This is a genomic window from Candidatus Nitrospira nitrificans (assembly GCF_001458775.1).
Lineage (GTDB): Bacteria > Nitrospirota > Nitrospiria > Nitrospirales > Nitrospiraceae > Nitrospira_D > Nitrospira_D nitrificans.
In genome coordinates, this window is record NZ_CZPZ01000012.1 from 238664 (window position 1) to 262855 (window position 24192).

Annotated in this window: 22 protein-coding genes and 1 pseudogene; 9 read left to right on the plus strand and 14 right to left on the minus strand. The window is 56.7% G+C overall.

Annotation, left to right across the window (positions count from 1 at the left end; translation table 11 throughout):
* Positions 1-46 precede the first annotated feature (46 nt).
* From COMA2_RS09235 to COMA2_RS09255, 5 genes are all read left to right on the plus strand, one after another.
* Positions 47-733 carry a type 1 glutamine amidotransferase gene (locus COMA2_RS09235; RefSeq protein ID WP_090896889.1) on the plus strand — a complete coding sequence of 229 codons (687 nt, stop codon included), beginning with the start codon at positions 47-49 and terminating at the stop codon, positions 731-733.
* 128 nt (positions 734-861) lie between these two features.
* Positions 862-2037 carry an LL-diaminopimelate aminotransferase gene (locus tag COMA2_RS09240; RefSeq protein WP_090896890.1) on the plus strand — a complete coding sequence of 392 codons (1176 nt, stop codon included), beginning with the start codon at positions 862-864 and terminating at the stop codon, positions 2035-2037.
* An 88-nt stretch (positions 2038-2125) separates the two neighbouring features.
* Entirely contained in the window at positions 2126-2680 is a 555-nt protein-coding gene (gene folK / locus COMA2_RS09245) for a 2-amino-4-hydroxy-6-hydroxymethyldihydropteridine diphosphokinase (RefSeq protein WP_090896893.1), read from the plus strand.
* A complete protein-coding gene (gene panC, locus COMA2_RS09250; RefSeq protein ID WP_090896895.1) occupies positions 2677-3543 on the plus strand; it encodes a pantoate--beta-alanine ligase in 867 nt (288 codons plus the stop codon). Before folK ends, panC begins: the two co-directional genes overlap by 4 nt.
* A gap of 102 nt (positions 3544-3645) precedes the next feature.
* Positions 3646-5025 carry a sigma-54-dependent transcriptional regulator gene (locus COMA2_RS09255; protein WP_090896897.1) on the plus strand — a complete coding sequence of 460 codons (1380 nt, stop codon included), beginning with the start codon at positions 3646-3648 and terminating at the stop codon, positions 5023-5025.
* A 60-nt stretch (positions 5026-5085) separates the two neighbouring features.
* On the opposite strand, the gene COMA2_RS09260 is transcribed toward COMA2_RS09255, so the two are convergent.
* From COMA2_RS09260 to COMA2_RS09270, 3 genes are all read right to left on the minus strand, one after another.
* Positions 5086-6816 (minus strand): sensor histidine kinase, encoded by a 1731-nt coding sequence (locus COMA2_RS09260; protein ID WP_090896899.1) that lies wholly within the window; start codon positions 6814-6816, stop codon positions 5086-5088.
* Positions 6813-7793 carry an ABC transporter substrate-binding protein gene (locus tag COMA2_RS09265; RefSeq protein WP_090896900.1) on the minus strand — a complete coding sequence of 327 codons (981 nt, stop codon included), beginning with the start codon at positions 7791-7793 and terminating at the stop codon, positions 6813-6815. The genes COMA2_RS09260 and COMA2_RS09265 overlap by 4 nt, the downstream gene beginning before the upstream one ends.
* Before the next feature lie 185 nt (positions 7794-7978).
* Positions 7979-9997 carry a TonB-dependent receptor plug domain-containing protein gene (locus tag COMA2_RS09270; RefSeq protein WP_090897380.1) on the minus strand — a complete coding sequence of 673 codons (2019 nt, stop codon included), beginning with the start codon at positions 9995-9997 and terminating at the stop codon, positions 7979-7981.
* Between the two features lie 467 nt (positions 9998-10464).
* Between COMA2_RS09270 and COMA2_RS09275 the strand changes: the two genes are divergently transcribed.
* Both COMA2_RS09275 and COMA2_RS09280 read left to right on the plus strand, forming a co-directional pair.
* Complete coding sequence (locus COMA2_RS09275; protein ID WP_456236590.1) at positions 10465-13854, plus strand: DUF7948 domain-containing protein; 3390 nt, start codon at positions 10465-10467, stop codon at positions 13852-13854.
* A 145-nt stretch (positions 13855-13999) separates the two neighbouring features.
* The gene (locus COMA2_RS09280; protein WP_139077226.1) at positions 14000-14422 is read left to right on the plus strand and encodes a hypothetical protein; all 423 of its coding nucleotides are present in this window, start codon (positions 14000-14002) and stop codon (positions 14420-14422) included.
* Between the two features lie 183 nt (positions 14423-14605).
* On the opposite strand, the pseudogene COMA2_RS21085 reads toward COMA2_RS09280, so the two are convergent.
* From COMA2_RS21085 to COMA2_RS09300, 4 genes and pseudogenes are all read right to left on the minus strand, one after another.
* Positions 14606-14737, minus strand: a pseudogene (locus COMA2_RS21085) (hypothetical protein); the annotation flags it as partial.
* A 64-nt stretch (positions 14738-14801) separates the two neighbouring features.
* Positions 14802-15233: a type II toxin-antitoxin system VapC family toxin gene (locus tag COMA2_RS09290; RefSeq protein WP_090896911.1), complete on the minus strand. Its 432-nt coding sequence runs from the start codon at positions 15231-15233 to the stop codon at positions 14802-14804.
* A gap of 2 nt (positions 15234-15235) precedes the next feature.
* A complete protein-coding gene (locus tag COMA2_RS09295) occupies positions 15236-15523 on the minus strand; it encodes a type II toxin-antitoxin system Phd/YefM family antitoxin (protein WP_217490687.1) in 288 nt (95 codons plus the stop codon).
* A gap of 255 nt (positions 15524-15778) precedes the next feature.
* Positions 15779-15970, minus strand: coding sequence for a hypothetical protein (locus tag COMA2_RS09300; RefSeq protein ID WP_090896916.1), 192 nt, complete (start codon positions 15968-15970; stop codon positions 15779-15781).
* A 42-nt stretch (positions 15971-16012) separates the two neighbouring features.
* On the opposite strand from COMA2_RS09300, the gene COMA2_RS09305 reads away from it, so the two are divergent.
* Both COMA2_RS09305 and COMA2_RS09310 read left to right on the plus strand, forming a co-directional pair.
* Positions 16013-16351: a nucleotidyltransferase domain-containing protein gene (locus COMA2_RS09305; RefSeq protein ID WP_090896917.1), complete on the plus strand. Its 339-nt coding sequence runs from the start codon at positions 16013-16015 to the stop codon at positions 16349-16351.
* Positions 16341-16784, plus strand: a complete 444-nt coding sequence (locus COMA2_RS09310; protein WP_090896919.1) for a HEPN domain-containing protein — start codon at positions 16341-16343, stop codon at positions 16782-16784. The genes COMA2_RS09305 and COMA2_RS09310 overlap by 11 nt, the downstream gene beginning before the upstream one ends.
* A 235-nt stretch (positions 16785-17019) precedes the next feature.
* Here the strand turns inward: COMA2_RS09310 and COMA2_RS09315 are convergent, their stop codons facing one another.
* The 7 genes from COMA2_RS09315 to COMA2_RS09345 all read right to left on the minus strand — a co-directional run bounded on the left by COMA2_RS09315 (position 17020) and on the right by COMA2_RS09345 (position 24187).
* The gene (locus COMA2_RS09315) at positions 17020-17322 is read right to left on the minus strand and encodes a type II toxin-antitoxin system VapC family toxin (protein ID WP_342672611.1); all 303 of its coding nucleotides are present in this window, start codon (positions 17320-17322) and stop codon (positions 17020-17022) included.
* A gap of 50 nt (positions 17323-17372) precedes the next feature.
* Positions 17373-17609, minus strand: a complete 237-nt coding sequence (locus COMA2_RS09320) for a type II toxin-antitoxin system Phd/YefM family antitoxin (RefSeq protein ID WP_090896924.1) — start codon at positions 17607-17609, stop codon at positions 17373-17375.
* Between the two features lie 145 nt (positions 17610-17754).
* Positions 17755-18267: a PilZ domain-containing protein gene (locus COMA2_RS09325; RefSeq protein ID WP_090896927.1), complete on the minus strand. Its 513-nt coding sequence runs from the start codon at positions 18265-18267 to the stop codon at positions 17755-17757.
* Entirely contained in the window at positions 18264-18695 is a 432-nt protein-coding gene (locus COMA2_RS09330; RefSeq protein ID WP_090896928.1) for a pyrophosphohydrolase domain-containing protein, read from the minus strand. The genes COMA2_RS09325 and COMA2_RS09330 overlap by 4 nt, the downstream gene beginning before the upstream one ends.
* Before the next feature lie 10 nt (positions 18696-18705).
* Complete coding sequence (gene rmuC / locus COMA2_RS09335) at positions 18706-20076, minus strand: DNA recombination protein RmuC (RefSeq protein ID WP_090896931.1); 1371 nt, start codon at positions 20074-20076, stop codon at positions 18706-18708.
* A gap of 130 nt (positions 20077-20206) precedes the next feature.
* Entirely contained in the window at positions 20207-22828 is a 2622-nt protein-coding gene (locus COMA2_RS09340) for a PEP/pyruvate-binding domain-containing protein (protein ID WP_090896932.1), read from the minus strand.
* A gap of 15 nt (positions 22829-22843) precedes the next feature.
* Positions 22844-24187, minus strand: coding sequence for a glycerate kinase type-2 family protein (locus COMA2_RS09345; protein WP_245630948.1), 1344 nt, complete (start codon positions 24185-24187; stop codon positions 22844-22846).
* Between the last annotated feature and the right edge of the window lie 5 nt (positions 24188-24192).

A 24192-nucleotide genomic window follows, 5' to 3' on the forward strand; every position in this document is an offset into this window, starting at 1 on the left:
GTCCAGGTCCTGACGCTCGGGGACGATCATTCAGCCGGACGTGTACATGCCAACAGCTATCTGTCTCCAACACGTTCCCTTCGAAGGTCCTGGAACGTTCACCACGGCTCTTGCCAAGCGTGGCGTGAGTCTCGACTATTCTCTCGTCCCGAAGGAAGGCGTGCCGCACGATACAGGTGATCTCCTGATCGTCATGGGCGGGCCGATGTCGGTGAACGATTCCGACACATGGATCGCCGAAGAGGCCGCCTTCATCAGATCCGCCCTTCACGCCGGTAAGCCGGTGATCGGGGTGTGCCTTGGGAGCCAGTTCATGGCGAAGGCACTCGGGGGGACTGTGCGACCAGGCAAGGCGCTGGAGATCGGTATGACGCCTGTTCGGTTGACCGACGAGGGGAAAACAGACCCTGTGTTCGGGGCTGGCCCGGAGTCCTTCGAGGTCTTTGAATGGCACGGAGAGATCTTTGATTTGCCAAAAGATTGTGTGCCCTTGGCCGGATCGGACATTGCGCCATTGCAGGCCTTTCGTTATGGCGATCGCGCCTATGGCCTGCTCTTTCATTTGGAAATGGAGGAAGACGGTATCGACTCGTTGTGCCGAGAATGTGCGCCGGATTTGATGAAAGCGCGTCTTGCCGCCCGGCAGGTCAAAGCGGCCGCATTGCCGCGGCTCCCGCAACTCCATGAAATGGCTGATCGGCTCATCGGCCATCTTCTTAGCCCTACACGTTGATTGCCGGCGCTTCCCTGAAGTAACCTACGCCTTCGGTTTGAACGTCTCACAATTAGAAGGTTCTTCTACGCGCTTTCTGACCTTGTCGCGTTCCCATAGGTGAACTCATCTCGAAAGGAGCCAAAGGAATGGCCGGTTTTCCGATCGAAGTTGCCACACGCATCAAAACGCTGCCTCCCTATTTGTTTGCCGCGATCGATAAGATGAAGCAGGAGGCCATTGCCCGTGGGGTCGATATCATCAATCTCGGGATCGGCGATCCGGACTTGCCGACGCCTGCGCCGATTATCGATAGTTTGGCGAAAGCGGCGAAAGACCCCAAACATCACCAGTACCCCTCCTATGAAGGCATGCTGTCGTTCAGGAAGGCTGTAGCGGACTGGTACAAGCGTCGCTTCAAGGTCACGCTCGATCCCACCAGCGAGGTCCTGACCCTCATCGGTTCGAAAGAGGGCATCGGGCATATCCACCTTGCCTTCGTCGATCCGGGCGATATCGTGCTGGTCCCCAGCCCCGGCTACCCGGTGTATCCCGTCGGCACCGGCTTTTCAGGTGGTGTGTCGCACATCATGCCGCTGACGAAAGCAAACGGATTCCTGCCGGATCTGAGCGCGATCCCAAAGAATGTGGCCAAGAAAGCCAAGCTGATGTGGCTGAATTCTCCGAATAATCCCACGTCCGTGATTATGACGAAGGACTACTTCAAGCGGGCCATCGAGTTCGCGCAGGACAATCGGATCATCATCTGCCACGATGCGGCCTATTCGGAAATTTATTACGACGGCAAGCGTCCGGCGAGTTTTATGGAAGTGGAGGGCGCCAAGGACGTCGGCGTGGAGTTCCACTCTCTCTCGAAGACGTATAACATGACCGGCTGGCGCCTGGGGTTTGTCGTCGGCAACAAGGAGGTTCTGGCCGGCCTCGGCAAGGTGAAGAGCAACCTCGACTCCGGTTGCTTTGAGGCGGTTCAAGAGGCCGGCATTACCGCGTTGGGCTTGGACGACTCGGTCACCGACGGCATCCGAACGATCTACCAGGAGCGCCGCGATACCCTCATTCCGGGGCTCAAGCAGCTGGGCTTGGAAGTGGATGCGCCGCCAGCCGCCTTCTATATCTGGGTGACGGTGCCGAAGGGCTATACCTCCGCGTCCTTCACCGCCCATTTGTTGGAAAAAGCCGGGATTGTGACGACGCCGGGCAACGGCTTCGGCGCGCCGGGCGAAGGCTATATTCGCATGACGGTCTGCACGACCAAAGAGCGGTTGGCGGAAGCGGTCGAGCGAATTAAAAAAGTGGGATTCTAGATCGTTATTCGTTCAACGTTAACCGGAATCGCATACTGAATCATCGTCGTGTCAGCGATTCACGAATAACGCTTCACGAGATACGCTCATGAGTGAGACCGTCTTCATCGGATTCGGATCGAACGTCGGCGATCGAGTCGATTTTTGCGATCGAGCGGTGACGTTGCTCGGCCTCCTCCCACATTCTCGCCTGCAGGGCGTCTCGCTGTTGTATGAAACAGAACCGGTCCGCGACCGGATCGATCCCGGGGAAGGATGGTTTCTCAATGGGGTGGTGCAGCTTGAAACGGACATTACTCCACGCAGCCTCCTCACGACCCTCCAGGAAATCGAGCGCGCGCTGGACCGAGATGAAGACAATCGGTCCGGTCCTCGCACGATCGACTTGGACATCCTCTTTTATGGGGAGCGTGTGATCAAGGAACCAGGGCTGACCATTCCGCATCCTCGTCTCCATCAACGCCGATTCGTCCTCATGCCGATGAATGAACTCGATCCGCTCTGGGTCCATCCGATCCTCAATCAATCGATGGCTCAGCTGTTGACGGAGGCCAAGGACCAGTCTCATGTGCGTCTCCTGTTCCCTCAGCCTTCAACCAGATACGGCTCGCGTCCTGCCTGTAGTTCACCGCCCGGCTCATGAAAATCATTCGTTCACCCACGGCCATGACAGCCTGGAGCGAGCGACTCAGACGCGAGGGCGTGACGATCGGCCTGGTTCCGACGATGGGAGCGCTGCACGAGGGCCATCGGGCGCTGATTCGCGCGGCGCGGTTGCGATGCGACGCGCTCGCCGTCAGTATCTTCGTGAATCCGACACAGTTCGGTCCCCGTGAAGATCTGGCCAAGTACCCACGCCCTATCTCGCGGGACAGAGCCCTATGCCGGAAAGAAGGCGTGGATGTCTGTTTTGAGCCGACTGCAGGAGCGATGTACCCGAACGGATTTCAAACCATGGTGACGGTTCCGACCGTCGCGCGCCGGTGGGAAGGGGAGATACGTCCCCATCATTTTTCAGGCGTCGCGACCGTCGTAACGAAACTCTTCGGGATTGTTCGTCCCCGGATCGCGCTCTTTGGGCAGAAAGATTTCCAACAATCGGCACTTGTGCGGCAGCTGGTGCAGGATCTGAATCTCGGAGTGGAGATCGTCGTGCATCCGACGGTGCGTGAAGAGGATGGGCTGGCGATGAGTTCGCGCAATGTCTATCTGTCGCAGGAGGAACGAAAACGCGCCGTTACGTTGTACAAGAGTCTGCGGGCAGGCGCCGAGGCAATCCGAAGAGGAGTGACTGAGGGGGCGGCAGTTCAGGAGGCGATGATCGAGGTCATTAAGAAAGAGTCTGCATTCAGTATCGACTATCTGGCGGTCTGCGATCCGACAACGCTCGAACCGCTTTCAACAGTGACCCAGAAGGCCGTGTTGCTGGGAGCCGTCCGTATCGGAGCAGTTCGGCTTATCGACAATATTCTGGTTCCCGCCAAACAGGCGCGGCGTAAGCGTTAATAAACCTATTCAGCGTCGGCCTCGCTTTTCTCACCCTGCCCTAGAAAGTGTTATTTCATAGTCCGTTCCTTTACAATTTGACTTGCTTGCCGGGGGACGCTGATGGCTGGAAGAGTTTTGATCGTCGATGACGACGGAGATATTGTAAGCAGTTTGCAGAACCGCCTTGAATGGCTCGGTTACCAATGCCAGTCCGCTTCGAACGGAAAGGAAGCGCTTCGCATAATTCGCGAGAACGATCCCGATATCGTCCTCTTGGATCTTGAGATGCCGGAATTGGGCGGGATAGATGTCATGAAACAATTGGCGGGTGACACAACAATGGCCGCTTCCTGTCGCCCCGCCGTGGTGATCATGACTGCCTTCGGCACGGTCGATCGGGCTGTGGAAGCCATGAAGCTGGGCGCGCAGGAATTTCTGACCAAACCGTTCGATGCAGATCATCTCGCAATAGCGATCGACAAAATTCGCGAGCGTCAGGCCCTACAAGGGGAGCTGACACAGCTACGATCGGATGCGCTACGACGTTATGAGATGGTAGTCGGCAACAGCGATCGTATGACGGCGGTGATTGACATGGCGAAACAGGCATCGCCTTCGGACATGACCGTCCTGCTTCTTGGGGAAACCGGCACGGGAAAGGAAGTCTTGGCACGGTCGATCCACCGCTGGAGCCCACGCGCACGGAAGCCTTTGATGGCCATCAATTGTGCGGCGTTGCCTGAGCAGTTACTCGAAAACGAACTTTTCGGCCATGAAAAAGGATCCTTTACAGGGGCGCTCACGCGCATGATCGGGAAGCTGGAAGCGGCTGAGGGCGGCACGGTGTTCTTGGACGAGATCGGCGACGTGCCGATCGGGCTACAGGGGCGACTTTTGCGAGTCTTACAGGACCTCGAGTTTCATCGAATCGGCGGCACCAACCAGGTTCGCGTGAACGTCCGCTTCATTGCCGCTACCAATCGGGACCTGAAAGCGGCGGTACGCGCTGGATCGTTCCGGGAGGATCTCTATTATCGGCTGAATGTGTTTCCAATCATATTGCCGCCGCTGCGTGAGCGAAGAAACGACCTACCGATCCTGATCGACCATTTTCTCAAACGCTTCTCCAAAACCGGCCGTGGGGCGGGGATGAGTATCGACGACCAAGCCATGAAGGTGCTGTCGGAATATTCCTGGCCCGGCAATATCCGCGAACTGGAAAATGTCTTGGCGCGGGCCGTCATTCTCTGCCGAAACAACACGATATGCCCGGAGCATCTTGGCCTGCAGCCGGCGGCGGTACCTCTGTCGGAATCAGATCCGACGGCGCTTCCCTATTATGCGGCCATGGAACGCTACAGTCATCTCGTGCTGTTCAACGCGTTGAAACGCGCCGAGTGGAATCAGACCAAGGCCGCGCAGTTGCTGGGACTCCAGCGCACCTATTTCACGAAACTCCTTCGACAAAGGAACATTCCCACCACGCCGAGCGACCAATAGGCAGGTGAAGGATATCCGCACATTCCATGAAGACGTTCGGCACTCGACCGGCAGGAGCCGTTATCCTGCGACAGCGGTCGAATCCATCGCGGGAAGCGTGACAGTGAAACACGCCCCACCCCCGACAACGTTGTCGACCGAAAGCCGGCCATCGTGCAATTCGACGAGATGCTTGGCGATCATTAAACCCAATCCAGACCCCGCTATCGACGCTTCGCTCGATTTGGCTCGGTAAAACGGTTCGAAGATTCGGTCGATCTCCATGGGGTCGATGCCTCGGCCGTGATCCCGCACTCGGATTGTAAGAGCATGAGGACTCTCCGTGGCGTAGCTGATGATGACGGTGCTTCCGGTGGGAGAAAATTTAATGGCATTCTGAATCAGATTGGTGAAGACAAGCAGGAGTTTCGCTGAATCGCCAAGAATGGCCGGCACTGCCGCGAGCGTGTCATGCTCGATCACGATGTTGCGTTCCTGCGCCACCGGCGCCAAATTGTCGACGGCGGAGGACACCACGCTTACCGGATTGACGGGGTTGCGGTTCAACGCCGCCTGTCCGGATTCGATCCGGGAGAGGTCGAGCGCTTCTTCGATGAATTGCTGCAGGCGATGGATGTTGGCCCTGACTCGTTGCAAGACCGAGGTTTGCTTGTCGGTTAAATGTCCTCCGACTCCATCAAGCAAATTGTCGAGATGCAGTTTAATCGAGGTCAGGGGCGTGCGAAGCTCATGAGAAGTGGTGAAGAGCGACTGAGATTTCCGTCGATCCAGTTCTTGTAGCTTTGCATTCGCTTCGGCCAGCGCGCGGGTGCGCTCCTTGACCCGCAATTCCAGGGATTGAGTGAGGCTCTCCAAGGCCGTGGTCATGCCGTTGAATACGTCCGTCAATCGACCAACCTCGTCTCCTCCATGGGGAACCACGCGGACGGAAAGATCGCCCTCGGAGGCGCGCGCCGCGGCTCTGATCAAGGCTTGAAGCGGTGTGGTCAAGCGCTTGGCGAACCACACGCTCACGATGCCGGCCGCCAGCAGCAAGCCGACCGTGATAAGTATCGTCCTCTGAATCAGGGATTGAAGTTCTTGTTGAAGCGTGACCGTCGAGAGGCCGACGCGGACCAGCCCATCCACTCGAGCGGAGTCCGCAGTGATTCTCCCCTGGTCCTGTTCCAAAATCACGCCAAGCCCGGCATCCTGCTCGACGACCGGAGACGGGCGGCGAATAGGAACAGCGATGTCGTAAAACACTGGGACGGTTCGTCCAACAATAATGTACAGCAATTCCATCAGGGAGAGTAGGTTGTCCGTATCGAGTTGAGGTCGATCGTCATCGAACCGAATTTTAGCGATGGACTGCAAGGTGGGCCTGTGGTTCTTGGATGCCAGGGCTACCATTGGCGACGGCGGCAGAGTCAGTGCGGCCTCTTCTCGTTCAGAAAGTGGAAGCCAGCTCCCTTTGCCTTTGGCGGACAACGTCAGGCCCTGTTCCGTCCCAATGACGAGGTAGGCCACATGGTCCACGGCCAATGCCGTCTCGCTCAGTCGTTGGAGCGCAGGGGCGTCTCCGGCGAGCACACTGTATCGGCTCTCGATGGCTAGGTGTTGCCCCAAGACGGCACCGCTTTGCAAAAGACTCTGGATGGAGGACCGGCACAACTGCATCATGAACGCCGTGCTGAGCAGTCCGATCGCGACCAAGAGGGTAAGTAAGGTGCAGACGATGAGTTTGGTCTGCAAGGATGCGGCAGCCGAAGCCCGCCACTTCTTCATCGAGAGAAGGAGGGGAGTGGTCATGGAATCAATGTCTCATTCGCCTCTCGTTTGGCGAAGCTGCCGGTCCCGTTGAAGATTTTCCCGGCTGCGCGGACGACCTGGTCCGGAGGCGTCAGGCCAAGATACGAGGCCACCTTTAGGTTTAAGGCTAGCTCGGTCTTTTCCGGAGGCACAAAGCGAGGGCCTTTCATCGGCTCTTTCCGCAGCAGGCGTTTGCCGATATGTCCGGCCTGGCGACCGGCCTCCGCTGCGTCGACTACGAGCGCGCCAAGCGCGCCCTGTCGTACCAAGGTCGTCGAAAAGGCGAAGACGGGCACCTTGGCGTCCAATGTGGTTTCCAGAATGAACTGAATCGACTGTTCGGTTATCACGGTCTGGTCCTGAATGAGCCATAGGGCGTCAATTCTTGTGATGAGGGCGCGTAGCGCAGCCGGCAGATCGTCAGGAGTGGCAATGAGAGCGGGGACGAGCTGGAGCCCTTGTTTCTCGGCATGATGCGCGGCGTCCTGGATCATGGAGCCGGTAAAGCGCTCATCGTACAAAAGGCCGATCCGCTTGGCCTGCGGCATCACGGCATGCAGCGATGTCAGCTGTTGCTCAATCGGAACACGCATGTAAACGCCATAATGATTCGGCGCCGTAAATTCATACGACTCGGGGGCCATTACCATGCAGACGACGATCGGTGAATCGAAGATTTCCAACTTGGCGGCCAATGCCGCTTTCAGTCCAACGGCAATGATCAAATCCGGCTGGTCGGCGCGGAGATTCTGGGCGATGCTCCGGCCGCTGGTCACGTTGCCGCGCAGGTCGTATATCGTAACCGTTGCATCCGCGGGCAGAACTTGTTTGGCTCCGGCAACGGACTCATTATAATAAGTGAGATCGTTCGATTTGAGAATCGCCACGTCCAACGCAAAAGCAGGCACCGGGAAGATCGGTCCCGGCAGGGACAGCAGAGCGGCTATAATCGCGCGAAAGATGAACATAGTCGGCATAGAGAACAAGCAACTGAGTCAAATGTCGTCGCGAGTCCCAATTTTATAGGCTTTGTCTGAACAAACCCAGTCTTAAACCGCCATGGTTGCTCGCTCAGAATCTGGAGTTGGCGTCACTTTGACTATTCCGATTTCACACACCGTCTCCAGGCTGAATCTTCGTATTAGCCTTCTTCCGAGTTGGTTCACAATTTGAGCGTGAGCCAGCCCATCACGCGGCTGCCGAGAACGTCGGCCAACGGGTGTTCCTGGTGGCGTTCGTTCAAAGCATTGAAGACCGAGATCGCCGCCTCGGCGCGGTCGTGCCAGAAGCGGTAACCGCAACGCAGGTTGAGGAGGGTATAGTGTCCAACCCGGCTATTAGGGACGGCACTCGGCGGAATCAGACCGAGGCCCGCGAAGGTGTGGAAGTTTTGCTCCACTGGATAGAGTGCTGAATGCACATGGTGAATCGCCAATTCGCCAGTGAGCCCATTGTTCCAATTGCCTTGGAGCCCTGCGTTAATCTTGATCCGCGGGGCTCCACGCTGACCCCGAAGGTCGATAGACGTTTGATCTACTATCTCCTGGTAGGCAAAATTGGCAAACCCACGCAACCAAGTTGTGGCAAGAATCTCGACGCCGGCTTCGCCCCCATAGATATCCACCTGTCCCTGGTTCAAATAGAGTCCGCTGCCACTCGCATTAATTTCAATCGGAACGATGAGATCCGACAGACGATTGTAAAAGACATCAGCCCGTAGCCGGACTCGATGGGCAAAATACCATCCCTGATAACCGGCCTCATAGGAGACGATCTGTTCCGGCGCCAGGTTCTTGTTGCCGAACAGTGTGCTTGTATTGCTGAATCCAAACAGGGTGATCGTCGTTGGGATCTCTTGGAAGGTCTCTACGAGCGTGGGACTGCGGTATGCGACAGATCCTGAAAGTCGAATCGTATGATTTGGGATCGGCGAATAGATCAGGGCGACGCGCGGGCTGTAGGTGGGATTCAGTTCATTGTGCAAGTCCATACGAATGCCCGCGTTAAGCGTCAGCTTCGCAGTGAAGCGCCAGTCATCCTGCAAGTAAACGCCAAACCGATCCTCATGGCCGTTTTCCGTAAGTTGGGTTCCAGAAATGGTATTCCGTCTATAGTTTCCTCCGAGGATCAGCCGATGAGCAGGGTTGAGTTCGATCGTATGTTGCAATTCGGCATTGTAGGTATGACCGTTATAGGGGACTCCCCGCGAGCGGCCGAATTTATCGGTTACTGCGATGAGTCCTGCAAGCGACGCCAATGGTTCGCTGTCAGTCGTGGTCTCATTTCCTTGCCAATTGAATCGCAAAAAGAAATTAGGTCGCTCGTACAATACTTCGCTGTATGCATAGGTGGATGGTGTATTGAGGTATAGAAAATCCGCAGATGCAAAGTCGAAACGGTTTGTGTCGGCGAGGCCGCCGGCAAACTTGATGGACGAGTCGCTGTCAATGCTATAGATGGCTTGTCCATTGAAACGATGAACGCGGTAACCGAGCGCACTCCTATCTCGCCACTGCTGCTGTTGGTCGCGGCCGATTGAGAGTCGATAGTCGAATTTTTTTCCAATGGTGCCGGCTTGGATGCCAGCGCTTCGCAGGGTCCCGAGTTCACCATACCCGGTTTGGAGGGTGGTTCCGGCCATCTCAGCTCCCGACTTGGTGATGATGTTCACGACTCCATCAAACGCGTTGAATCCGTAGATGGCTGAAGCCGGGCCTTTCAAAACCTCGATGCGTTTAATCTCCGGAAACGTAATAGGCAATTCCGTCCAGGGTGCTAGGCCTTGTCGGTCAATGTAAACCGATCGACCATCCACCAGTACCAGAAGCTTGTTCGCCCGCTGCTGATTGTCGCCTCGCGCACTCACGTTGAACTCTCCAGCCGTCATCTGCATCACTTCCATCCCCGGCACGCGGCGCAACAGCGTGGGAATGTCGGTGGCTCCGGAGAGGCGGATATCCTCTTCCGTGATGACATGGAGATTGGACGGTGATTGGGAAATCGGCTGTTCGCGGCGGATGGCGGTTACCACAGTCTCCTCCTGGAGATAGAGCGCTTCCTCTCTCAAGGCGGCTTCCGTCAACGACGAGGTGCGAGGGATAGGGGAAGTATCTGAAGCCAGGCAAGAACCGCTCCAGATGAGCAGAGATATGGTGATCGCAACCAGGGCTGGTGGAAACATGGTGCCGCCACCACACATGCGAAGAAAGAGAGAGATTCCGATGGAGCGCCGGCCATTATACGGATAGGCAAGCAAATACGAAATGGTCCCGAGCTGGATAAATTTTTATTCATAGCTGAATGGATTTTTTTATTCACTGCGGCACCCAGGAATGAAGGCCTCTACTCCTTCCATGTTTACGTGACCTTCCAGAAGCAGCTGAATATGGCCTTGTAGCCCTGTCCACCTGTGATCATGAACATTCGTCCCGCGCTGGCACGGGGGTTGCCTAGAGACCTAGTGGTGCAGCTGAAGGAATTTGTTCATAAGTAAATCTGCTCGGGGTTATGGAATTTATTCGCCGGGAATAACGGGGAGGGGATATGTCAAACATGAATGGCCGCACGTTCCGTTGGATCACTTGCCTAGGCCTATTTCTTGGTAGTGTGGCAGCCCATAGCCTAGCCGCTGTTCCAATTAGCCCATCCATGAGTGCGGCGCCAGCTCTCAGTGCGAACCCACGGTTGACCGCGACCGTGCTCAATGCCCCGATACGCTTTGAAGCGAATCATGGACAAACCGATCCCAGCGTGAATTTCATCGCCCGCGGCGGCGGCTATACGTTGTTTCTCACTCCGAATGAATCGGTCATGGTGCTAAGCACACGTGAAGCGTCAAGCGTGAAGGGTGAAGCGGAGTCTGACCCGACACATTTCATTGGACAGGAGTCGCAGAAGTATAAGCACAGCGTCGTGCGGATGAAGTTGGAAGGCGCCAATCCTGAGCCAGTTGTCAACGGCATGGAGCAATTGCCGGGGATCGTGAACTATTTCATCGGCAACGATCCGGTCAAGTGGCGGACGAAGATTCCCACCTACGCGAAGGTGAACTATCGAGAGGTCTACCCCGGCATCGATGTGGCCTACTACGGCAACCAAGGCAAGCTGGAATATGATTTCATTGTGTCGCCTGGTGCCGATCCGAACCAGATCAAGCTGGCCTTCGAGGGGGTGTCGGAGATCAAAGTCGCCGAGAGCGGCGACATATTGCTAGCAACGGCGCTCGGAGACGTGCGGGTGCAAAAGCCGATCGTGTATCAGTTTGAAAAAGATGGGCACAAGACTTTGGTGGCGGGGAATTATGTTCTTCAGCCTAGCCTCTCCACGTCCTCACAGGGTGCGGACACAGGTAAAGGTACGCTTCCCGCTTCACACGAAGTCGGCATTCAACTTGCGGTTTACGATCATGACAAGACGCTCGTGATAGATCCGGTCCTAACCTATTCCAGCTATCTCGGTGGTGCCTTGGGTGAGGAGAGTAGGAATCGAGCTATTGCAGCTGATCCATCAGGTAATGCCTATATCACAGGAAGCACGGCTTCGACGGATTTTCCAATCGCAGGCACTCCTTTTCAGACGGTATCAGCAGGATTTAACGCTTTCATAACAAAGGTCAACCCGACCGGTTCTGCCTTAGTCTATTCGACATATTTAGGTGGACTAGGCAATACCATAGCATTTGATCTTGATGTAGATGCGGCGGGGAATGTGTATCTAGCCGGATCGACAGCCTCACCTAATTTTCCCGTGACACCCGGTAGTATGCAAACTGTAAGAGGCAGTACTACAGACGCGTTTGTTACTAAAATCAATTCATCGGGATCAGGACTTCTGTATTCGACCTTTCTCGGAGGTAATGGGGATGAGGTCGGTACATCAATAGCGATAGATTCCTCTGGTAAAGCTTTCGTCGGCGGATGGACCGTTTCGACGAATTTCCCTAGTGCTGGTGTGAGCCCATTTCAATCAACGCTGGCAGGCGGGCGGGATGCATTCTGGGCCGTGCTCAATCCTGCTGGGAATGGCCTTATCCAGTCCACCTATTATGGGGGCATTCTCAATGACGAGGCCAATGGGATCGCGGTCGATTCAGTCGGTAACGTATACATCACCGGGACTACATCATCTGCCAACCTCTTTGGTGTAAACGCAGCTTCTCTTCAGCCTTCCATAGGCGGAGGACAGGATGCCTTTGTTGCTAGCTTCAATACCGGTACAAACACGTTAGTGTATTCGACATACTTGGGAGGAAGTGGAAACGATGGAGGGACTGATATCGTCGTGAACGGAAGCGGAGACTGTTATGTGACTGGTTCTACAAGGTCATCGAACTTTCCCATTGCTGGAAGCCCTGCGCAACCCGTCTTGGGCGGGAATGCAGATACCTTTGTATTTAAGCTGAATAGCGCTGGCTCAAGCCTTGTCTATTCCACATTCCTTGGTGGCGCAGGTGACGACTTTGGCTCAGGCATTGCCGTGGATTCCGCAGGCAATGCCTATGTATCAGGTGGAACTCGATCTTTGACCTGGCCTGGTACTTCAGGTAGTCCAATTCAACCAAGTAACGCTGGATCTGCAGACGCTTTTGTAACCAAGTTAAGTGCGACCGGAACTGCTGTTATTTTTTCCACCTTTCTTGGTGGCAGTCTTGATGACAATGCTCGAGGCATAGCCCTTGACGGGAATGGAAATGTCCTTGTGGCAGGTGACACAAAGTCATCTAATTTCCACACCCAGTCGCCCTACCAAGCTGCATTTGGCGGAAGTGCTGATGCATGGGTCGCAAAAATATCCGACAAGCCCCTCGCCCACGCTGGGTCGGATCAATCCGTACCTGAAAGCACGCTTGTGACATTAGATGGGGCAGGTTCGACAGGCGGGTCCTTGACCTATATTTGGACCCAAGTGGCAGGGCCTTCAGTGGCGCTTGGCGGCGCGTCCACGGCGCATCCCACTTTTGCAGCACCGAACGTGCCCGCCGCCGGGGGAACCGTCACCTTGGAGTTGGTTGTCTGTGAAGGCACCAGCAGCAACTGCAGCGACCCCGATACGGTGAACGTGCATATCACCGATGTGAACCATCCGCCGGTGGCGCAGGCCGGGCCGGATCAGACAGTGCAGGAAGGTAGTCCGGTGATATTGGATGGGACAGCCAGCTACGATCCGGACATCGAGACGCTGACCTATACCTGGCTCCAGGTGTTCGGCCCGTCAGTGACTCTGGCCTCTTCCCACACCGCGACGCCCAGCTTTACCGCACCGTCTGTCGGAACCAGTGGGGCACAGGTGGACTTTGAACTCATCGTCACCGATCCCCGTGGGCTGAATCACTCGGACTTCGACAGTGTCCGCATCAGCAATGTCAATCAGCCTCCGACCGCCAATGCGGGGCCGGATCAAACAAAGAATGAACAGACGCTGGTGACCTTGGATGGAAGCGGCAGCCTCGATCCCGATCTCGATGGGTTGAGCTACAGTTGGACCCAGACCGGAGGACCATCCGTACTGCTCACCGGCGCGAATACCACGAGTCCGACCTTTACTGCGCCGAACGTGGCCGCCGGCGGCGCCTTCTTGACCTTCCAGCTCACGGTTCACGACGGGCACGTCAGCAGTGCTGTCGATACGGTGCAGGTGGCGGTGGTGAACGTGAATGATCCACCGGTCTGCACCCTGGCCCAGGCGAGCCCAAATCTTCTGTGGCCGCCGAATCACACCATGACCCAGGTCAGCATTGTCGGGCTGACGGACCCGCAAAACCAGACGCTCACGATCACCTATCCGACGGTGAAGCAGGATGAGCCGATCAATGGGCTGGGCGACGGCGACACGAGCCCGGACGCCGCCGTCTCGGGAAACGACATCCTGCTACGCGCAGAACGAGCTGGATCCGGGAATGGCCGAGTATACGTCGTGCAGTTCACGGCGACAAATGCCGATGGCGCACATTGCAGCGGCACCGTCAAGGTTACCGTGCCCCACAATAAGAAGGACCAGGCGATCCAAGGTCCGCAGCTTCACAACTCCTTCGGGCAGTAGGGACCATCAAGCGGGAGCCATTTCGCATGACTCCCGCTTTAAAATATGAGAGCCGAAGGAAGCCTAAGAGATGGAAACATTATTGGACAGAACGGGTTCTCGCGCTATTCGAGCCGTTAGATTAACCCTTAACATGGAGGGCTATATGATCGGTCAAGGCATATTCAAATTTCTGGTGATAGCATTAATAGTGATATTGTCTTCTCTTAGCCAAGATGCCCAAGCTCAAACTATTTATCCCCAGAGCAGCGGAAGGATCCATGACCGAGCAAATCGTGTATGGGCCCAGGAATTTAGCATAGAAAAGACGACAAAGACTTTGCGCTTTAAGACTGGCGCAGTCTCAAAGAAATGCATACCATCCGGTGACAAAGGCGCCTGGGTTAGTATTGTCCTTGTTGATAAAAAAGGTAATACGGTCGCTACTTATGACAATGTCGCGATTGCCAATGTGGAAAATGCAGAGAACGTTTTTAGTCGGCAAGGTGATCTTTCTCAGATTCCTATAGAGATAATGGACGACACAGCTTCATTTATTCCGATCATGAAAGGTCAGGCTGGGTGCTAATCGAGTTGAATGACATAATTTGCGCCATTCATCAGCTGGTTTGTGCAGACAGTGCAGACTGGAATAGGTCACTTAGCTTCTAAGTGTTCACGCATAGAGTATCGAAGAGCAGTTGGTGCATGCAGTCAGTTCTTAGATCGCACGCCTTGATACCTGTCCCTAAGACCGGACTGGTGAATTGGTCTATGGCGTAGAGCGACTGACGTATTTATGCAGGATGCTGGCGATTAGGCTTTGGTAGGGCAGGCCTTCCTCGGCGGCTCGCCGCTTCAGCATTTCAAGGTCGGCGGTCGATAAGCGGATATTGATCCGGACGTTCGTACGGGTGTAGCGACGGCTTTCAGCTGTCGGTGCGAAACATTTGTATGTCTGCACGGGCTCACAACAGGATACGTTTCGTTTCAAGACGTTCGGCCATCGCTGCTCTGAGGAGTTGGGCGTCGGCGGAGATCAGCATCGATGGTTCGTCTAGCTGCTCTTGCAGCTCGATGGCTGACGCGAGATGAATGGCGTCGAGGGTGCGGAGCGGGTATCGTTCGAGTAGTGTTCTGGATCGTTCAAGGATACGTTCGTCCAAGTTGATCCTGACGTAGGCAGGCCACTCCTGTACGAACCGGCGAACGACTTCATGGTAGTGAGGTGCTTTCAACGCGGCTTCCCGGACGCGCCTGCGAAACGCCGAAAAAGTTTCGGTGTAGGCGATGGTAGCGGTGGCATGAGGCGGCGCGTCAGCTCGCAGGGCGAGCGCGTCGTCTGTTCCAATTTCCCGGATGAATAGTTTCACGAGTGCGCTGGTGTCCCAATAATACACGGTTACCGTTCTTCACGGTCGTCGATAACCGCCCGCCCAACCGATGGGCCTTGATAGACGAGTGGTTTCAGTCGCTTGCTTGGCACGTCTGTCGGCGGAATGATCTTGCCGAGCGCAGCGAGTTGCGCCAACCGCGCCTCGCGTGTCCCGGGCTTTCCGGCCTCGATCTGTTGGAGTAGCGCGATCGGCCGTCCCCGGTCGGTGACGACGATTTCTTCACCCTTCTGCGTTCGGCGAAGATAGTGCGTCAGGCGGTTTTTGAGTTCTTTAACGCCGACCTGGCTCATCATTCACCTCAGTAGCTATTGTAGCTACCACTGCTGGAAAAGGCAAACCACTTTCCTTATGTTGCTTTCACGGGAAGCACTGGTGCGAGCCCGCATGCTCGCTCATATGCCGCCTGATACCCGACCGTAATGCTCGCAAACCGCATTCGTGGTGGGTTTCCAGTCTGTCGGGATACGGTCATAGATACGGCCAGGGTCCGATGATGAACCGGCTATCTCCGGCACAACCCAAAAGGTTGTCCTCGTGTACCGATAACCTCACGAGAACAGCTGTAAATTGGCGCTTTGCCCCATCAGCAAGCTGAGGATCACCTGACTGAGGCGGTCCTTGTCGTCTCTCACCAGTTCAAGGAACCGGATGCCCATCGATTCCGGTCGCGATGAACAGACCATGGCGGTCCCAATCACTGTGCGACCGATCCCTCCATTTGTGGAAATGCTCGGTAGCATTCGCTATCATGACGACGGGCGGCTCTTTGGAGATCTGGGCGGATGGCGGGCATTCTCACATTTCCACCGGTGAACGACCAACTCCTCGTCGAAGTGGTCCGCCGCATTCTCACGATTGGTTCTCCCATCAAGATCGTGCTGTTCGGTTCCCACGCCAAGGGTACAGCCCGCGCAGACAGTGACTTGGATCTGTTGATCATTGAAGAGTCCGATCTACCGCGTTATCGGCGATCGGGACGGTATCGGCGGGTGCTCTGTGGCGTGTTTCCCTCCAAGGATATTGTGGTTTGGACGCCCCAAGAGGTGGAAGAGTGGAAGGCTGTGCCCAATGCCTTCATCTCTACCGTACTGGCCGAAGGCAGGATGCTCTATGAAAGATAGGGTGGCTCTGGCTCGAGGATGGTTTCGGAAGGCTGACAGTGATCTTGCCGATGCGCGTCGCACCACAGCTAGTGAAGGTCCTTACGACACCGCGTGTTTCCATGCTCAGCAAGCTGTCGAGAAGTATTTGAAAGGTGTGCTCGCATGGAGAGATTTGGAGATTCCTCGAACGCACGACTTGGAGGAACTTCAGCGTTTCTGCATTCAGCCTGAACCGTGGCCGGAGCTTGAGACCTGTGACCTCACGGACTTGACTGCATATGCGGTTGAACTACGATATGATGCGGAATTCTGGCCACCGCAACCGACGGCCGCCGAGGCCGTCAAGTTGGCTGAGCAAGTGCGAGCCTGCGTGTTTGCTCGTATGCCGCCGGCATCCGACCGTAATCCTCGCAATCCACATTCGTGGTCCGTTTCCAGCCTGTCGGGATAGCGATCATACGATACAGGCCAGGGTCCGATGATGAACCGGCAATCTCTGGCCACCTCCCCAGAAGGTTGTCCTCGTGTACCGACAACCTTGCGAGAACAGCTGCAGGTTGGCGCTTTGTCCTACCAGTAGACTCAGAATGACTTGACTGAGGCGATTCTTATCGTCCGTCATCATTTCTAAGAACCGGATGCCCATCGATTCCGGTCGCGAAGAACACACCACAGCCGTCTCGATCTTAATGGGTTCCGGCGGATTCAGCCACTGCCAGATGTAGGGCGTCGAGTGTGCGGAGGGTGCCCTGCAATTGGGCCAGCCACGATCTGGCCATCCGGTAGTCGCGTGTTCGTACAGGTACCATGCGGTAGTATCCCTCATCCAGGTGGGTCTCGAATAGTGTCAGGATGCGGGCGCCTTCTTCGCGAGAGAAGGTTTTCTCTCTTATCTTTCGTGAAACGGCGGAGGTCAGTTCCACCATCGTTAGGTCGCTGATCATCGGCGCGGTCAGGCTTCGCAATGTCCGCTCCGCAAGGGCGCTGATAGATTCGGGGCATTAATAGGCCTCGAGCACGCTGGTGTCGACGTAGGTCGTCACGCGCGTTCTTCAGTCCTGGCCTGCTGGACGGTGCTGCTTAATGAGCGACCTTTCGGTCTGATCGTGCGACGGAGGGCCGCCAGTGACGGCAGGCGTTTGGGACGTTTCGCCGGTGGCATCAATTTGGCGACCACGGCTCCATGGTGGGCAATGATGATAGTCTCGCCCGCCTCGACACGGTCGAGCAATGTCTTGAGCTGGCGCCTGGTTTCTTTCACGTTAACGATTCCCATGGTGTCCTCTTGTGTACACAGGCAATGTACATCGTGTGCGGATTGCGGTCAAGACGAGGCGCAGTATGGTTGGGTCCCGTTCGGCTTGTCGACAACCTTCTAGCCTCGCCTTCGCGGCGATCTTCTTAATGGGGTAAGGTTACTCTCAGGAAAGAAGATTCGAGTGGAGGCTTTGTCCGACCAGTAAGCTGAGGATCACCTGACTGAGGCGGTCCTTGTCATCCCTCACCATTTCAAGGAACCTGATGCCCATCGATTCCGGTCGCGAAGAACACACCACAGCCGTCTCGATCTTAATGGGTTCTTCGTCGGAAGCCGGTTTGATGACCAGCTCGATAAACGAGCCTTGAGGCAAGGTGGTCGTCGTCTCCAGCGTACAGCCTCCCATGGAGATATCCGTCACGCGATTGTCCATCCTCATGGCGTTCTCTGCGAGCAGGTTGGCCCGAAACGACACGGGTAAGCGTTTGTATTGTCGGCGATCCGAGGCGGAGGGTCGGCTCGGGGGCGGATTGCGATAGACACGGAAGCGCGCCGTGCAGAGTTGGCACCGGAATGAGAACATTCTGAGGCGATTGAAGATTCGCTCGACGGTTCCCTCGTCATAGACGACTCGGACGAAGGGAGTTCCGCAACTTGGGCAGTGTGGATCTCTCATGAACTCCGGGATACACCGGCGGCATCATGCATCGATAGCCGCTCCGCCTGCGGTTGCTCCCGCTGGACCTCTACAATCGGTTCGATATCGGCCGGCGAGTAGGTGGGAGGCTTCACCCATTTCCCATCCGCCCGCTTGTAGCCACCGACTTTGCTTAGATTCGACCGGTGCACTTCCTGAAATACCGGTTCCATGTCGATCCCGTAGGACACGGCGGTTCCATAGGTCACATACAGGAGATCGGCCATTTCTTTGGCGACCGCGGCGAGATTTCCGGAGGCCATGGCTTCCTTCAATTCGTCGAACTCTTCCTGAATGAGCCGAATGCGAAGGTGTTTCGTCTCCGCACTCACATCACGCGGGGTGGTCTGGACGACGATCTCGAACTTGCTATGAAATGCTTCGACCATGGCTTGTTCGTCGGTCATGCCCGCTCCTTCATTCGATATCAAACGGCAGGGTTTTGCGTGGAACCACTTCCGTCGGCCCCAACACCGGGATGTCGCGATCCGACGAGACCCCCAATTCTTTGAAGCGCCGGGCCGCGGGAAGAATGCGTGTTTCAAGAGAACCGACGGCTCGGTTGTACGCCGACACGCTTTTGCCGAGGGCCTGGCCGACATCGTTCATATGTTCCGCCAGCACCGCCATGCGCTCATACAGTTCTTTTCCCAATCGGCCGGCTTCTTCCGCATGGGCGGTCATGCGTTCTTGACGCCAGCCGTACGAGACGGCACGGAGTAACGCGATGAGCGTCGCCGGAGTTGCCAACACGATTCCGTTTGCAAACCCCTCTTCGATAAGACGGGGATTGTGGTCCAGCGCTGCCCCGAGAAATTGCTCACCTGGAAGAAACAGCACGACAAACTCCGGCGCGCGATCGAACTGAGTCCAGTATGCTTTCAGCGACAACTCGTCCATGCGGCTCTTGACCTGGGCGGAGTGGCGGCGCAAGGCCTCCAGCTGCTGGGCCTCGTCCTGGGCTTCGTGGGCATCGAGGTAGGCCGACAGCACGGTCTTCGCATCCACGATAATCTGGCGTCCTCCGGGCAATTGCACGACCATATCGGGCCGGAAACGCCCTTCGTCGCCGGTCACGGAGAGTTGCTCGACGAAATCGCAATGGTCCACCATGCCCGCGAGTTCAGCCACTCGCTTCAATGTCAGCTCACCCCATTGACCTCGCACGGTCGGAGCCCGCAAGGCTTTCACCAGATTTCCAGTCTCCTGCTGCAACCGTTGCTGTGATTCCGCTAATAACTTCAAATGTTGATCCAATCCACCGTAGGCCGACTGCCGAGATTGCTCCAACAAGCGCAACTGTTCATCATAGCGTTGCAGGGATTCTTGAAGGGGGCGGACCAGCGCATCGACGGCATGCTGCCGTTGAGCTAAGTCCCCTTCCGCCTTGATCTGAAGCGATTCAAACGAGACGGCGGCGAGCTTCAAGAATGCCTCGTTATTTTGCTTCAGCGCTTCGCCGGACAGAGCTTGGAACGATCCCACGAGTTCCTGACGCGTGTGATCGATGAGGAGTTTCTGGTCTGCGAGCTGGCGCGAAGCGTCCTCTATTCTAGTTTCCGCGGTGACCCGCGCTTGTTGCGCATCGGACAATTCGTGGCGGAGAGAGGCTATCGCGCCTCGTTCTTGCTCCACTTGCCTGCGGAGCTCGTCCACCATCGCCTCCGCCCGCTGCGCCTGAGGCCGTAGGCGACTCGTGATCCATAGGCCCGCAAACACACCGCCCAGGAGCAGTCCTGCCCCGAAACCGATGGCCAGGGGAATCATGCCGGCTAGTGATTGATCCATGTCACAAATCCAATTCAATGAACCGCTACATATAGCGTAGAGAATCAAAAATCGATTGAACACTACGCAAGGAATTGAAAAAGGTCAAGGAGCAGAAGGCCTGGATCAATCAGCTCTAGTCAATTGAAAATTATGGAAATGGCTCTATACGAATGGTCCCTGCTCCTGCGTCAATAGTGACCTGCATCTCATCAGACAGGCGCGCCATGGCGCCTTCGACATTTGCGATGGTCGGCAGGCCGTATTCACGGGCGATGATGGCTCCGTGCGACAGGGTGCCGCCCATTTCCGCGATCAAGCCTCCAGCAAGGCCGAAAAGAGGAGCCAAGCCGGGATCGATCACTGACACCACTAGAATCTCCCCCGGCATCACCCTGCTCCAATCGGCTACCGAGCGGATGATCCGAACCGGGCCTGCCACGGTTCCGACGCTGATCGGCGTGCCCGACAAGGTGCCGTTCTCTTTGGAGGTGTCGGATGTCACGATCTGTTCGCTCGCAGTTTCCCAGTCATGAATCGTGTCGGGCACTTCGATCGCGGCGTTGCATTCTCGCTCGGTTCTCCGGGCGTTGATCACGGCCTTCCAGTCTCGGGTACTTCCGGCCAGCAGATCGGCTCGGTCGTTGATCGTCAGAAAAAAGATATCGTCGCGTTGGTTGAGCTGGCCTCGCCCGACCAACAGTTCTCCGAGGCGCAACAAAAGGGTGCGAATCGCGGTTGAGTAATACATCAGGTGGTGCCGATTGGCTTCACGCAGCGCAAAGAACCGGCACAATCGCCGGTAACACCACAAGAAGATGGCCCATCGGTCCAGACGCCAGCCAATTCGCCGCTTGATCTGATCCAGCGCAGCAGTCTTCGTCTTGTCTTGGCGCGAGCGAACGGTTTGCTGAGAAGGAGCGGCGGAGATCAGTTGAGCACGCAAGATCGCGAGGATCGATTCCGGGTTATCGGCGAGACGCGGGGCCATGACGTCCGATTCGCCGACCGCGCGATGGCCATAATCCTCCAGGTATCTGTCGAAGGCATGCAGAAATGCGCTGCCGGCAAGAGTCACTCGAAACGTGGCTGGGTTCCATGGTTCGGAAGTGAGGAATGCGCGCGCGACTGCTTCATGTCTGGCGATGTCCGTGAGCTCAGCGAGGCGAAGAATCTGCTGTGCGCTGATGACGGTCCCTTGTCCTTGGAGGGCAGCATTCAGCAGACTCCTCCAGTCCGGACCCAGCCACCGAGGCAGGCATTGACTGAAAATTTGCAGGCATTGTCCAACTCCCCCGGCAATGCCAAACGTGACTTCACGGCCCTCCAACCAGGAGCCGAGCTTGTCCAGCTCAGGCACGAGTTCCTCTACTGAGAGGGGCAGAATGTGATCGCGGCGATACGTTGCCGCCAGCGCTTTCATTTCCTCGAATACTCGAGGGCCCTGTCGTTGCACCCGCCGCATCTCTCCCCACATCATCCATCCCGCGCGGACAAAGGCCGGCACATCGAGTGGCTGGACCCGGGGTATGGTCTGCAATGGTTCACCGCCCATTTGCTCGGTGTTCATGGAGGGATCTCCACGAAGTTGAGCGATTAAGATATGGAAAAGAGTGACGTTTAGATAAGGGCGTCCTTTCAGCACACGGACTGCCGTGAGCCCGTCGGGAATACGGCATCCGAGTCTTCGATAATGGGAGAGGATGTAGGCATCCATGAACCGTTCAAGAAATGAGAGGCTCAGCAGGCTCGGCAGTTCGGGCAGCGTTTCCTTGAAGTTCGTGCGCGACCATTCGCAATCATCATTGGTGAGATCGGAAGAAGGGCGGACGGCGGTAATCGGCCTGGCTTGCACGATCCACAATTGTCGGGTATCAAAAGCCCATTCGAGATCCATTGGCTGTCCGAAGGCTCGTTCGATGCGTTTGGCCGTCCGCGCAAGAGAAAAGAGCTGAACATCAGTGAGTGACGACCGGAGTGTGATCGCTCCGCTGAGCGGATCGGTGCGCAGTCCCTCTTTCCCCACCGTCGGAGGGTCGGACTTATGGGCAAGAACGCGTCGACGAACCCACGTGGGTTGCCCTTCGTCGGTCACTTCCACAACATACTGGTCCGGCTTGACCGTGCCGTCGACCAGCGGCGCTGCGAGTCCAAGTACGGCGTTGATCGTCACCTGATTCGACCGTCCGGTCACGGGATGTATTGAATAGGCGACTCCGGCCGATTGCGCCTCGACCATCGGTTGGATCACCACGGCCATTCTCGGAGCTGTCCGGTGGCTCAGGCGAGCGACGTAATTCACTACCCGTTCTTCCCAGAGCGAAGCCCAGAGGTCTTTGATCGCAGTGTCGATCTCGAAGAGAGCCACGCCAAGGTGTGTGCGATAGAGCCCCGCGAAGCTGGCATGAGCCGTATCCTCATTCGTGGCCGATGACCGGACGGCCCAGCGCCCGTTCGGTGGCTGATGAAGAGCTTGGAGCGCAGTCAGACAGTGAGCGGCAAGGTGAGAAGTCTCTATCCGTCTCATGCGAACCCGGCAGTCGGCCAGCGCCGACGCTCGCTCGTTTTCTGATAATGCGCAGGCGTTCCGCCACTCCTCATGCTCAATAAACCCCGAGGCATGCAGGCACTGTATATAGCCCGCTGTCGTGATGCACAATCCTTGTGGAACAGAGAAGCCGGCGGCAATGAGACGAGCGAGCCCAAGGGCCTTGCCTCCCACAAGATCGAGATCGGTGCATTGAGACAAGGGAACGATGAAGGGACGGGTCATACTCCGGCATAGTAGCTAGAGCAGAAGGAGAAGGTAAAGGTCGTTGACGTTGGTTCCTGTCGGACCGGTGTGGATATGACCTCCGAGAGCTTTCAAGGCAGGATAGGTATCGTGCCGATTTAAAGAGGATTGGAGATCAATGCCGAGTTTCTTCGCTCGCGCCACGGTGTCTCCAGTGACAATCGCGCCGGCTGCATCGGTGGGGCCGTCTGTTCCGTCGGTGCCCAGGGCCACGACCCATGTGTTGGGAAGGCCGGCGATCTCCAATGCCGCAGAAACGGCGAATTCCTGGGCGCGCCCACCCCTTCCACGGCCCGTGACCGTCACGGTGGTCTCGCCTCCCGCCACCACGCAACATGGGCGTTTTAAAATGCCATGCCCTTCGGCAATCGCCTTGGCGAGGTCCGTCAACTGCTGCGCTGCCACGCGCGCTTCTCCCGTGATGGGGTGGGAGACGAATTGGGTGTGGAGGTCAGCCTGTTGGGCGGCGCGCACGACGGCCTCCAGCATGATCCGGTTGTTACCGATGATGTGATGCTGCACGCTGCGCAACCGTCGTGAACCAGGCTTCAGAGTCTCTGAGGCCTCTCCTTTTCGGCCTCGGTCTAAGTAGCGGCGTACGGCCTCGGGCACGGCACGCCAACTTCGATATCGCTGCAACACGTCTACTGCGTCCGCAAATGTCGAAGGGTCGGCCGCGGTCGGCCCCGAGCCGATGGAACCGAGATCATCGCCGATGACGTCCGAAAGGAGGAGGGTCGCAATCTTCGCCTGGGTGGACGCGGCCAGTCCTCCTCCTTTGATCAAGGATAAATGTTTTCTCACGACGTTCATTTCGTTGATCGTGGCACCGCTGCGAAGCAGCAGGCGCGTCGTGCGCTGCTTATCGGCCAGCGTCACCCCGGCGACCGGAGCCGGGAGCAGGCTCGAGGCGCCTCCGGACAAGAGCACGATCAGCAGATCTCGTGGCGTCAGGCCTTGTGTTAGGTGCAGAAGTCGTTGGGTCGCGTGAAGACCAGCGCGATCGGGAATGGGATGGCCGGCTTCCAGCACGGCGATCCGTTTGGTCGTGAGTGTGTGCCCGGTCTTGACGATGACGAGTCCCTCTTCCAACTGTGTTCCCAGTGCGGTCTCCAATGCCTGTGCCATCCTTGCCGAAGCTTTGCCCGCGCCGACGACGATGATACGGTCGATGTGCGAAAGGTTGTAGGCGCGACGACCCACGCGCAGGGAACGGCGATCAAGCGCGACGTGTTTGAGCAGAGCGTGGTAGGGGTCGGCCGCATTCAGCCCGGCCGCTATCAGCTTGTGGAGAAGCGGCCGTGCAGAAGAAGAGGGAAGGCGAAGCCGCATGGCCATGAGCG